Here is an 11,487-nt window from a genome sequence, read left to right as displayed (position 1 = left end):
AGACTTTAACGCAAGCCTGAACATTCTTGCCGAAGGCAAAAGACTTCTTGAGGTGTAATCCTTACACGAACTGTCGGAACGACAGGGTTAGCTTGGTACATTTCTCTTCGTTAGAAGGGACTACCCAAGAATCTCGTGACTTTAGTCATGAGAGGTTCAAATTATACTGCACATACCCTTGCCAATTGCCGTCTGATACTGCATGAGAGGTGACTGAAACTCACTATGGACTGGATCAATCAGATTTCCTCCAATTCAAATGATCCCGATTTATAAAAAAGAAGGAGCACTTCGCTCCTTCTTCTTCTTTGGATATTTCCGCTACCAAGTACTAACAATATTGAACGTTTAAGCCACGTTAATACCGGAATGAGGTCTTGCTCAGATACCTTACACCTACCTCAACCTACCACAATAACGCTATTGAGAATATGCTGAATTATTTGTGATTTATAAATTGGGCTCCCGTTTTGCAAACTCTTGTAACATCCCTCTTATTTGTTCTACCAATAAAGCAGGCGCTTTCTTTGGGGAACCCGTGTCAAACGGTGGCTGCGGATCGTATTCCAAAATCAGCTGGACTCCTTTACTCATATCTTCTCCCAATTCCCATGCTATTAATTGAAGTGCCATATCAATACCAGAGGAGACACCGGCTGCTGTAACGATTTTGCCCTGACGAACCACTCTTTCATCTGTTGGAATTGTTCCAAGAGATTGAAGCAGGTCGAAGGATCCCCAATGACTGGTGGCTACGATTCCATTTAACAAGCCTGCGGCGCTCAAAATCAGAGAGCCGTTACAAACCGACGTGGTCCATTTCGTAGTTTCATGCATTTGGCGAATCCAATTTAACGTTTCTTCGTCATTCATTGGAGTTTTATAATTTGGCGGACTGCAACCTGGAACAACGAGAATATCAGCTGAAGTAACTTCAGAAAAACTGTAATCGGCATGCAAATAACCCATATTTGAGTCCAGTTTGATTAACCCTTTTTTCTTAGCGACAAACTTCACTTCACATTTCAGTGTAGCAGCAAATACATCGTATGGACCAATTGCATCTAGTGCTGTGATTCCATCGAAAAGCATGATTGCGATTTTCAAGATGATCTCTCCTTTGGAGTGGGATTCTATTCTTACAAACAAACTATAACATACTAATACGGGGTATGGGTATGTCGATATTATGAAAACACTGCTCGGCGTTCTGGTCATGAACGGTATCGCCCACAACCAGAAAGTAACCTTTGGAAGTACTAATACGCTTACCAGTGTAAAACCCTCATGCCTTGCCTTGGACACCTACCCTCCTAAGTACATTGGAATTCCGTTCAACAAAGTCAGCTGAACTGTTAATGAGAGCGCTAAATACTATTCGAGAGATGAATGATACAGGCAAACGAAAAGTACCTGAAGGTGCTCCACTAGATTTTGTAACCAACCGATGGCAAAAGCATGTTTTCGATGAAGATGGAACCATTAACCGACACTACTATGAGATGGCTGCTCTTACCGAATTGCGAAACTATGTGAGATCCGGAGATGTTTCCATTGTCGGCAGCAGACAGCATAAAGACTTTGACGAGTACCTGGGCTGACAGACCTCCTTTTAGAAGTAGCAAGTTGGACATCATTTGACGAGCAATTCATTCATGCTTCAACCACTCGCCTACCTAAAGCTGAAGAAAAATCGATTGTTCTGGCATCTCTCATGGCAATGGGTACCAATATAGGCTTAACAAAAAAAATGGCTGATGCAACACCTGGTATCTCATATCATCAAATGGCCAATGCTGCTCAATGGAGGATGTACGATGATGCAATGAACAGAGCGCAAGCAATACTTGTGAACTTTCATCATCGCCGATCATTAACGTCTTATTGGAGGGATGGAAGCACATCTTCATCCGACGGTATGCGCGTGCAAGTAGGCGTTGTTTTATCTCTCAGTGCTGATCCTAACCCCCATTACGGCAGGAAGAGGAGCTACAATTTATCGATTCGTTAGCAATCAATTTTCATCTTTCTATACAAAAGTCATTAATACTAACGCTCGGGATGCGGTACACGTCATAGATGGCCTCTTACATCATGAGTCGGACTTATCAATTGAGGAGCAGTATACTGATACTGCTGTTTTATACGGATCAAGTCTTTGGCTTGACCCATTTACTTGGCTTTCGATTTGCCCCGCGTCTTCGAGATTTATCTGACGCAAAACTTTATGTGATCGGAATTACGATGATGTTTTGCGCCTGGTGCATTCTAACCGGGAGGGTAAAGTGTCCGGTGCGCTCTTCATGGGTAAGCTTGGCTCCTCGCTCGCCAGAATAAAGTTGCCAAATCACTTCGAGAGATGGGGCGAATTGGAAAGACAATCTTTATCCTGAACTACATCTCAAGCGAATCGATGCGCCGCTGTATCCAACGCGGATTAACTAAAGGAGAAGCAATGAACGCCCTGGCACGAGCCATTTTCTTTGGGAAACATGGAGAGCTGAGAGAGCGTGCTTTGCAGGATCAGCTGCAACGAGCAAGTGCTTTAAACATCCTGATTAATAAAATTTGCGTTTGGAATACAGTATTTCTAGGCAAAGCTACGGATCTACTTCGAAAAAAGGAACGTTACGAGAAGATTTATTAAAGCATATGTCTCCATTGGGTTGGGAGCACATAAACTTCCTTGGGGAGTACCGTTTTGATATTAAGGGAGTTACCACATTAGAATCATTACGACCATTGAACCAAAAATTGCAATAAAGCCGATTACACCTTTATCGTGGTGAAAATCGGCTGTTTTTGAATTATAAATTCCTTTAGCGTTGTAAATCCGCGTTTTGCTGGTGGTACCCCTTAAAGTAATAACCTTACAGTCAATCGCAAAAAATAAAAGAATCATTCCAGTCCATGTTCGCATTAAAGGGTAGCTTCAAAGCATTGAGAAAAAAGGCGTGTCTTTAGCTGGTTGTTTGCTCCCAAAAAGGGGCCAAATTGACCGATATAACCTCAATGACTAATTTAATCTTGCCCCTCCATCCATTTATAAGTTTCTATCTTTTCATCAATCATCTTCAGGTTGTTCTTCAGTTCATTAATTTGAGCAAGAACGTTTCTTTGATGGGTTTCCAACAGCTCTCGTCTTCCACTTATTGTAGCTTCACCTTGACTTCGCAGATCAGAAAATTGCTTCATATCGCTGACTTTCATTCCTGTTACCCGCAATCGGAGTAAAAAATGAATCCACGAGATATCAGACTCTGAATACTGGCGGTACCCATTTGTATCTCGATGGATCCCGTATAGCAATCCGATTTTCTCGTAATAGCGCAATGTATGAGCAGTAAGCCCTGTCATTTCAGAGATTTGTTGAATTGTAAAAAAATTAGGTTCCATAAATATAATTATAGCACATCAAAAAAAGCCATTGCTTTAGAGTGCACTCTAAAGTGTAACATTTAATTTAAGTTACACAGAGGAGGAATAACATATGTCAAATGAACGTTATACACGTGGTTGGGAAAAACTAATGCAAATAGACGGTGAAGGAGGAAAACGTGTTATTGAGTCAATGAGGGACATTGCTCCCGACCTGGGAAAGTACGTTGTTGAATTTGCATTTGGAGAGATATACTCAAGGGAAGTTCTTGATCTCAAACAGCGTCAGCTAATAACGGTCGCATCGCTTACAACACAAGGCGGATGCGAGCCACAGCTAAACGTGCATATCAACGCAGCTCTCAATGTAGGACTTACACCCAATGAAGTAATTGAAGCGATAATGCATTGCATTCCCTATACTGGTTTTCCAAGAGTTCTTAATGCCGTTTTTGTTGCCAAAGAAATTTTTGAGGAAAGAAATTTGAAAATTGTGAATTAAAAACAACTAACCTGCCCGGTAGCTTAACAGTCTTCCGATAGCCGCGGTGCCAGGCATGTTTCGAAATCACTTTCGTTATATTTGTGACTCGATGCCCAGAATGAAACGGACTAGCATAATATCGAACGCTAGTCCGTTTCTGTTTGTTCATTTTCCGTCTTTTTGAGCTGCTTTCGCTCGATATGGGCCACTCCCCATTGATGTAAGGTCTCCAAAATCGGAGACAGGCTCATGCCGTATTCTGTAATGGAGTATTCTACTTTCGGCGGAATTTGCGGATAAATGACTCGTTTAACGATCTCTTCCTGCTCCAATTCGCGCAGATGGAGCGTAAGCATCCTTTGAGTGATATCGGGCAGCAATCTTCTTAGCTCATTGAACCGCAAAGGTTTACCTTGAAGCAAATGGTAAAGGATAATCGGCTTCCATTTGCCGACGATTGAATCCAGCGCCACAACAAATTGACATTGGACAGGGTTCTTCTTTTGCATATGTTCGCCTCCATTACAGTACCTTTTTTTATACTATAGCACATCATTGTGCGTACTTCACAAATGAAATATATATTATATGATTAACCTAGAAAGTATATTTAATAAAGAAGGGAAGTTTTGATTCATGGCAACGATACTATACATCACCGCACATCCCCTTGATCCTCAGTCATCTTTTAGCCTCGCGGTAGGAACAGAATTTATTGAAGCATATCGTGAAGCAAATCCAACAGATGAAGTTGTTCATTTGGATCTGTACAAAGAGAATATTCCGCAATTCGATGCTGATGTTTTACGTGGTTGGGGAAAGCTTCGGTCGGGTTCGTCTTTCGATCAACTGTCTGATGCTGAGAAATCAAAAGTAGCTCGTCTTGAGGCGATTGTTGATCAATACGTGGCTGCTGATAAGTACGTGTATGTTTCCCCCATGTGGAATTTCTCGGTCCCACCGGTTTTGAAAGCATACACTGATGCGACTTCAATTCCGGGTAAGACTTTCAAATATACCACAAATGGTCCTGTAGGTCTGTTGTCCGGCAAGAAAGCCTTACACATTCAAGCTAGTGGTTCCGTGTATTCGGAAGGTCCTCTTGCTCCGCTTGAAATGGGATACAGCTATCTTAATAAGGTTTTACAGTTCTATGGGATTCAATCTATTGAGGCAATTTTTGTTGAAGGAACGGCATCATTAGAGCAAGCTCCAGCTATTAAAGAAAAAGCAATTGCACATGCTAAGGAAGTTGCCAAACGTTTCTAATAGGGGGGGCCATCGTTCTCGAACCGGAATCCACAAGAACAAATCCCCCAAAAGTGAACATGTTCTTTCGAGTTGCTGCACAGCTCGTTCCAGTTTTCACTCATAATGGAACTGGATTCGCCTAACTCAAGCAGATCCTGATTAACAAGTTCAGCCTTTCCACATACGAATGTGTACTTGTTAGCATTCGCTTCAATTTTTGTGCCGTCGACAAAGTAGTGCTCCATTTTACCAAGGAAAGGTTTCTTTTGTTTTACAAAAATGAGAAAGGGGCTGGCCCTCAGTCATTATTTATGACTTTTGGGCCAGCCCCATTACAAGATTATAACGCTTACCAAGGAGTGTCAGAAGCTTTAAGTATAACTGTTCCTTTTGGTACAGCTGTTCCACCGTAAACAGTCACTGTGTAAGTACCTGAAGGAACAAGTGGATTACTATCATTATTTATGAAATTTCTTCCTATTCCATCTGCTTCAATGGTTTGATTAAAGATAATTGTACCCTTAGTATTATGCTTTACTTCAACTCTAAAAGATTTTGACCCTGTATTTTTTAAATACATGTTAATATGTGGATATCCAATCTGTACTGTCCATGAAGTATTTGGGTCTGCAGCAGTATTATTTGTTAAATCCCAATTTAGTACACTGGGTTGGACAATATTAATGACCTTATTTCCTTCTTTGGATGCTGTATAGTCATTTGCCGAAACAGCACTAGCAACTCCAGTAGTAAGTAAAATAGATAATGCACCAGCACCAATAATCTTCATAAATTTGTTTGTCATTCTCTTAACTTCCTCTCCATATAATTACCACGCAGCCGCTTGAGATGATTCAAATTATTGGAATCAGAAAATATAGAAGATGAGGCCTTTGCCCCCGGCTATAGTTTGGTTGTAGAAACGCCGGATTTCGTTAAAATGCTGAAGCATGTAGGCAAAGAACTCGTCCTCATCCTCGTCTGAAACAGTGTCAGGATCAAGAGGATATACCTCGTCCTTGACCATGGCCGGGAAATCATACCGCAAGCGGAGCTGCGCTTCATCCAGCTCAGACATAGCCTGAAGCGCTTCTGCAACTTGCTCGGCGCGTAAGGAAAACGCCCCAAATGAGCCAAAATCGATGCCTTTGTCTGACGTCAGCGGAACAACATAGCCGAGAGGGGCATCTCCATCGGAAATATCTCCACAAAGCAAGTAGTGAATCGCCTCCCAGGATCTATCAATGTCCAGTCCGGGATAATCGTCAATTTTCAAACTCTTCAATGCAATGTCGCCTGCTGCGATTTGCTGCACCATGTTGTCATCCATAGCAAAGTAATATCCACGCATTCCCATGTTGTCATCCTTCTTTCCATTTTTAGTGGTGACTATACTGCTCTATCAACCAATGAAAACCACAGCATTTTCTCGTCGAAATGCCGCTGGTAGTTTACTGATTAACAAATCGATACGGTAAAGGATATGTTCCTGCTTCGCTTCCATTAAATTGAGAAGTGACCACTCTCTAATCTGCAGCAACTCGTTTATGACTTTATCCAAATCTTCTTTCCTTACATCAATTCCCCATGAAAAATGCTCTACCCACTTTAATTGTAATGCTTTTATCGCAGGGCCCCAACACTCATTGAAAAATGATTCAGATGCTACAGGTATTGAGAATTCCTGTTCGAATTCATCAGTCGGTTCTAAAATAAAGGCTAATACTGACACGATACAGAATTCACTCCTATCCTAAATGAACAACCAACCCAATATTACCATAATTTGAACTATTCTGCCCGTAACGAAAAGGCTCTGGCCTGCTGCCAATTTCGCCGATCTCTGATATACCATCCCAAAGAATTATTGACTCAGCATCAGCAGGTACTTTCTTTCGCAGCGCTCATGGAGCAGGCTGACACAATCTGCGCTGTCTAGCATTGATTTTTTTCCAGAAAAGGTTATCTTATAAACAGCTTAGCGATAAGCGAGTTCCTGACACGAAGGGAGATGTTTTTTAATGGCAACTACTTATATGGTGGTTTGGTCTTAAAACTGAATAGCTGGCATACGCGAAAAAAGCGGGAAAACGTCCGTATTATTTGGTATGTCATCCAAAGTAACCTTTCGTGAATATTGCTGTTTGCAGGATACGATGAAGGTCGTATCTTTTTTGCGTCCTGATGCCGCGCGACAGCAGCTTCTTTAGAGGCTGCTTGTCCGTGGCATTTTTGCGTCCAAAAAACAACATTAAAGGAGCTAACAAAAAAACTATGATGGATTTGAAAACCTATGGCTACACAGAAATAGAAGCAATTCCCGACGAATTATTGCCCGGCAGGGTGACGGAGCTTCGGCGCGAGCGCTTCACGGTCATGACCGAGCGCGGCGAAGTAACGGCGGTGCTCAAAGGAGTGTTCTATCACAGCGCGGAAACGCGCGTAGACTTTCCGTGCGTCGGTGATTTTGTCTTGCTGCACTACAACGAGAGCGGAGATTCTCTCATCGTTACGGTACTGCCCCGCCGCTCCAAGTTCTCACGCGCGGATTACTCAGGGCATGCCGCAGGCTATGCCAAAACCGTGCTGGAACAAGTCGTTGCAACCAACTTTGACTATGTGTTTATCCTTTCTTCTCTGAATTGGGATTTCAACGTTACCCGCATCATGCGGTACCTGACACAAGCCAGGCAGAGCGGCGGCCAGCCAGTCGTCATTCTGACCAAGGCTGATCTCGTTGAGGATTATAATCTCCCGCTCGCAGAAGTCACACAAAGCATCTCTGATGTGCCGGTTCACGCGATCTGCAGTCATACAGGCCTGGGGCTGAACGAACTCGATCTGTACTTGATGCCAGGTAAAACAGTCGTCTTTCTCGGCATGTCCGGCGTCGGTAAATCGTCTCTGCTCAATGCGTTGATAGAACAGGACGTAATGAAGGTTCAGGCGATCCGGGAGGTCGACAGCCGGGGGCGGCATACGACAACGCACCGTCAGCTGTTCATGCTCCCCTCCGGTACGATGGTCATCGATACGCCGGGTATGCGTGAGCTTGGGCTTTTCGATGCCGACGAAGGCATACGCGCAAGCTTTACCGATGTGGAGGAATGGTTCCCGCAATGCCGATTTACGGATTGCAGCCATCAGGCCGAGCCGGGCTGTGCCGTTCTCGCTGCGCTTGCCGACGGTTCGTTGCCGCGTGAACGGTGGGAGCATTATGTTGTCCAGCAGCATGAGAATAAGTATGTCCAGGATAAAACGAGCTACCTCATCGACAAGAGGGCGAGAAACAAAACGATCCGCCATGTGTAGCAAGCGAACGAAGAAAAACGGAGGTTGGAAGAAATGAATATTAAATTCGAAACGCTGATCTATGCCTTAAGCCGACGGTTCAAGAAGGATATCATCTCGGCCGACTGCCAAACCAAGACATTACAGGGCGGAACTGTGGGAAATGTGTACTTGGTAACGGGGATCGCCGAAACCGCGGATGGCGAAAAGTTGCTGTACCGTATCGTGCTGAAAATCCAGAAGAAATGGGAGCGTTACGGCGATCCGGGTTCATGGCGCCGGGAATATGATCTCTATGCGTCTGACTTGGGAGCGACGTTCTCGGATGCGTTCCGCTGGCCGACATGTTATCACGCCGAGATCAATGCCGAAGAAAATGAATTCCAGCTGTGGCTGGAATATATCGATGGCGTAACCGGTTTAGACTTGACCGGTGACATGTATGAACAGGCCGCGCTGGAGTTAGGACGTTATCAAGGCAAGCTGTATGCGGAGCAACCCGCTGTGCTGCAGAGCCTGACCAACCTGAGCCATGCGGATCTCATGAAGAATACGTACCTGCATTACCGGTCATGGCCGGTCGTCTACGATTATATACGCTCGGAGGACTGTGAATTCCCGCAGCACGTGCGGCAAATGCTCATCGACATCGATGAGCACGCAGACGAGATACTCGCCCGCATCGAAAAATTGCCCCTCGTGCTATGCCACCGGGACTTCTGGGTGACCAACCTGATCTATGCCGATGGGAAAATCGCGCTCATTGACTGGGATACATCCGGATGGGGATACTTGGGCGAGGATCTCGCAAGCCTGATTGCGGATGAAGCGGATATCGATCACATGGTCGAATACTACCAGCGATGTGTCCCCGCGTATTACAAAGGCTTTTCGGAGTATGCGGATGTATCCCCTATCGCCGATCATTGCGTCTACGAGCTGATCCTTCTCGTATTCGGGTACAGGCTAGTGGAGTGGTATCTCCATACAGAGGACGATGACGAGAAGACGAAACTTGTCCATACGCTCCAAAAAATCTATGAAATGAAGAGCAGCCCTGCGCAGGGTTGACTCTAAAAAAACTACTCCGAAAACCCTTGAATGTAGTGGGTTTTCGGAGTTTCTTTCATACTCCTATTCGATCAAAATGGAATATTTTAGGTAGATTTGTTCATGGGAAAATGGTACATTATTTTGGGATCAATAGCGCAGAGCACATATTATTTATATTGGGGGATGGTACCGGATGGACAAGAATTCTGTGTATAGAACAAACATTATAGGCGCTGGCGAGGTTGGCAGCGCCATCTCGGTCGATACGGACAAGAATTCTATACATGAAACAAACAGTAGCTTTTGGGATACAAAAGGAAATGACATCTTAGGAGCAACCGCGCTTCCTTTCTATGGAGCATTTGTCTCAGAAGAAAAGTGCCAACTTTTTGGCGATGTCTCAGGAAAAAGGATGCTGGAAATAGGCTGTGGAAGCGGTCAATCCTTGCAGTATCAGGGGGACCGCAAAGCATCTGAACTATGGGGTATGGACATATCAGAAAAACAAATCGAAAAGACAACGCAACTTTTGACGTCATGCGGTCTTTCAGCAAAATTGATCTGTTCTCCCATGGAAGAAGAATGTGGTATACCAGAGGATTATTTTGACTTCGTTTATTCGATTTATGCCATAGGCTGGACCACCGATCTTGAGGGTACTTTTTGCCGGATCGCTTCTTACCTGAAAAAAGACGGCGTATTTATTTTCAGTTGGTCTCATCCGATACACAAATGTGTTGTTGCAGAAAATAATATGCTAACTTTTAAAAAATGTTATTTTGATGAATCTTGGTATTCGGTATCACTTGATGAAGGCACGCTAACATTATCGGACCGTAAACTATCAACCTATGTGAACGCGCTCTCAAAAGCGGGATTTGTCATTGAACAAATGATTGAGCAATCTGATGATGAAATTATACAATCGCGGGACGATAACAGCGATTTTGCGAAAAAAGCAAAGATGCTTCCTGTAACTTTTGTAATCAAGGCAAGGAAACTATAGTATCCGATATTTGAATTCATAACCAACTCCTCTGTTCGAAATGGATTCGGTAATGAATCTGTCAAAATTACAGCATTTTAAGCGAGAAAGCCCACTCCTTTAGGTGTGGGATGATAGCGAGATTGGAACAGGCGTGTCCTAAGACACTTAATGTTCCAACATTTTATGGTTATCATGTTTCAGTTTTAAACATAACTGAGACAATTAATGTATGGATAATTATAGAAGAACCAACACAACTGTATCGCTAATCAATTATCACTTTGTTTTTTGTCCACGATATCGAAAGAAAATCTATCTTAAATTTGATGTTGAAAGTAGATTTAAGAAGTTGATTAAAGATGTTTGTGATGATTTGAAAATAGAGATTATCGCAATCGAAACAGATCAAGATCACGCACATCTATTTTTGAATGCTTTGCCGACATTTAGTCCTGCTGATATTATGGCAAAAATTAAAGGAGTCACATCTAAACGACTGAGAGAGGAGTTTAAACATTTAGCTCATTTGCCTTCACTTTGGACACGTTCATACTTTGTAAGTACCGCAGGAAATGTGTCTAGTGAAACGATTAAAAGATATGTTGAACAATAAAAAAACAAGGGGGTGAAAAAACATGCGAGTGAAATGCGACTGTTGTGGAACTGAACAATTTATCAAGGATTTCAAATTCGACAAATACTATCGTGAGGATTTCGAAAAGGCTAAAATGGTATTGTGCGATAGAAACGTTTGCGCTAAGTCTCAAATTAAAATGCCAAAGGGATATATACGACAAATATTTTGGCTAGGTGGCTAGTCATTAATTAGAGGATCAACATTTGACGAGTATAAATCAATCAAAAGAGCGAAACAAATTAAGGAGAGAGGTGAAAACTTATGCAGTCCGTCACTATAAAGATAAGATTCTTTCCAAGTAACTCCATCGAATTAAAGTTATTAAGCAGAGAATATATTCGAGCTATTAATTCATTAACAGAACAAGCAGAAAAAGAAGGTTCCTTCCCCAAACTCACAACGAAA

Annotated in this window: 12 protein-coding genes and 1 pseudogene; 7 read left to right on the top strand and 6 right to left on the bottom strand. The window is 43.0% G+C overall.

What is annotated here, in order from left to right:
* Positions 1-450: 450 nt before the first annotated feature.
* Entirely contained in the window at positions 451-1,107 is a 657-nt protein-coding gene (locus IEY53_RS33945) for a DJ-1/PfpI family protein (RefSeq protein WP_189032654.1), read from the bottom strand.
* Between the two features lie 191 nt (positions 1,108-1,298).
* On the opposite strand from IEY53_RS33945, the pseudogene IEY53_RS33940 reads away from it, so the two are divergent.
* A pseudogene (locus IEY53_RS33940) lies at positions 1,299-2,763 on the top strand (Tn3 family transposase); the annotation flags it as partial.
* A 258-nt stretch (positions 2,764-3,021) separates the two neighbouring features.
* Here IEY53_RS33940 and IEY53_RS33935 read toward each other — a convergent pair.
* Positions 3,022-3,396: a MerR family transcriptional regulator gene (locus IEY53_RS33935; RefSeq protein ID WP_189032652.1), complete on the bottom strand. Its 375-nt coding sequence runs from the start codon at positions 3,394-3,396 to the stop codon at positions 3,022-3,024.
* A gap of 94 nt (positions 3,397-3,490) precedes the next feature.
* On the opposite strand from IEY53_RS33935, the gene IEY53_RS33930 reads away from it, so the two are divergent.
* A complete protein-coding gene (locus IEY53_RS33930) occupies positions 3,491-3,880 on the top strand; it encodes a carboxymuconolactone decarboxylase family protein (protein ID WP_038595249.1) in 390 nt (129 codons plus the stop codon).
* A 128-nt stretch (positions 3,881-4,008) separates the two neighbouring features.
* Here IEY53_RS33930 and IEY53_RS33925 read toward each other — a convergent pair whose 3' ends face one another.
* Positions 4,009-4,371, bottom strand: a complete 363-nt coding sequence (locus IEY53_RS33925) for a winged helix-turn-helix transcriptional regulator (protein ID WP_189032650.1) — start codon at positions 4,369-4,371, stop codon at positions 4,009-4,011.
* A gap of 127 nt (positions 4,372-4,498) precedes the next feature.
* Here IEY53_RS33925 and IEY53_RS33920 point away from each other — a divergent pair, with 127 nt between their 5' ends.
* Positions 4,499-5,131, top strand: a complete 633-nt coding sequence (locus IEY53_RS33920; protein ID WP_189032648.1) for an NAD(P)H-dependent oxidoreductase — start codon at positions 4,499-4,501, stop codon at positions 5,129-5,131.
* Positions 5,132-5,462: 331 nt separating this feature from the next.
* Here the strand turns inward: IEY53_RS33920 and IEY53_RS33915 are convergent, their stop codons facing one another.
* From IEY53_RS33915 to IEY53_RS33905, 3 genes are all read right to left on the bottom strand, one after another.
* The gene (locus IEY53_RS33915) at positions 5,463-5,918 is read right to left on the bottom strand and encodes a hypothetical protein (protein ID WP_189032646.1); all 456 of its coding nucleotides are present in this window, start codon (positions 5,916-5,918) and stop codon (positions 5,463-5,465) included.
* A 63-nt stretch (positions 5,919-5,981) separates the two neighbouring features.
* Positions 5,982-6,470 (bottom strand): YfbM family protein, encoded by a 489-nt coding sequence (locus IEY53_RS33910; RefSeq protein WP_189032644.1) that lies wholly within the window; start codon positions 6,468-6,470, stop codon positions 5,982-5,984.
* Positions 6,471-6,515: 45 nt separating this feature from the next.
* Entirely contained in the window at positions 6,516-6,845 is a 330-nt protein-coding gene (locus IEY53_RS33905; protein WP_189032642.1) for a hypothetical protein, read from the bottom strand.
* 542 nt (positions 6,846-7,387) lie between these two features.
* Here IEY53_RS33905 and rsgA point away from each other — a divergent pair.
* The 4 genes from rsgA to tnpA all read left to right on the top strand — a co-directional run bounded on the left by rsgA (position 7,388) and on the right by tnpA (position 11,058).
* Positions 7,388-8,425 (top strand): ribosome small subunit-dependent GTPase A, encoded by a 1,038-nt coding sequence (rsgA, locus tag IEY53_RS33900; RefSeq protein WP_229696520.1) that lies wholly within the window; start codon positions 7,388-7,390, stop codon positions 8,423-8,425.
* Between the two features lie 33 nt (positions 8,426-8,458).
* Entirely contained in the window at positions 8,459-9,475 is a 1,017-nt protein-coding gene (locus IEY53_RS33895; protein ID WP_189032641.1) for an aminoglycoside phosphotransferase family protein, read from the top strand.
* 175 nt (positions 9,476-9,650) lie between these two features.
* Positions 9,651-10,463, top strand: a complete 813-nt coding sequence (locus IEY53_RS33890; protein WP_189032639.1) for a class I SAM-dependent methyltransferase — start codon at positions 9,651-9,653, stop codon at positions 10,461-10,463.
* Between the two features lie 211 nt (positions 10,464-10,674).
* Positions 10,675-11,058 carry an IS200/IS605 family transposase gene (gene tnpA, locus IEY53_RS33885; RefSeq protein ID WP_189032637.1) on the top strand — a complete coding sequence of 128 codons (384 nt, stop codon included), beginning with the start codon at positions 10,675-10,677 and terminating at the stop codon, positions 11,056-11,058.
* The last annotated feature ends 429 nt before the right edge of the window (positions 11,059-11,487 follow it).

Source organism: Paenibacillus albidus, from assembly GCF_014644435.1.
Classification (GTDB): domain Bacteria; phylum Bacillota; class Bacilli; order Paenibacillales; family Paenibacillaceae; genus Paenibacillus_AQ; species Paenibacillus_AQ albidus.
This window is presented reverse-complemented; position numbering and strand designations above follow the sequence as displayed.

Bases quoted from the DNA above. Each gene is read 5' to 3' on its own strand.
- IEY53_RS33935 (WP_189032652.1), bottom strand. From the start codon at position 3,396: ATGGAACCTAATTTTTTTACAATTCAACAAATCTCTGAAATGACAGGG.
- IEY53_RS33930 (WP_038595249.1), top strand. From the start codon at position 3,491: ATGTCAAATGAACGTTATACACGTGGTTGGGAAAAACTAATGCAAATA.
- IEY53_RS33925 (WP_189032650.1), bottom strand. From the start codon at position 4,371: ATGCAAAAGAAGAACCCTGTCCAATGTCAATTTGTTGTGGCGCTGGAT.
- IEY53_RS33920 (WP_189032648.1), top strand. From the start codon at position 4,499: ATGGCAACGATACTATACATCACCGCACATCCCCTTGATCCTCAGTCA.
- IEY53_RS33915 (WP_189032646.1), bottom strand. From the start codon at position 5,918: ATGACAAACAAATTTATGAAGATTATTGGTGCTGGTGCATTATCTATT.
- IEY53_RS33910 (WP_189032644.1), bottom strand. From the start codon at position 6,470: ATGGGAATGCGTGGATATTACTTTGCTATGGATGACAACATGGTGCAG.
- rsgA (WP_229696520.1), top strand. From the start codon at position 7,388: ATGATGGATTTGAAAACCTATGGCTACACAGAAATAGAAGCAATTCCC.
- IEY53_RS33895 (WP_189032641.1), top strand. From the start codon at position 8,459: ATGAATATTAAATTCGAAACGCTGATCTATGCCTTAAGCCGACGGTTC.
- IEY53_RS33890 (WP_189032639.1), top strand. From the start codon at position 9,651: ATGGACAAGAATTCTGTGTATAGAACAAACATTATAGGCGCTGGCGAG.
- tnpA (WP_189032637.1), top strand. From the start codon at position 10,675: ATGGATAATTATAGAAGAACCAACACAACTGTATCGCTAATCAATTAT.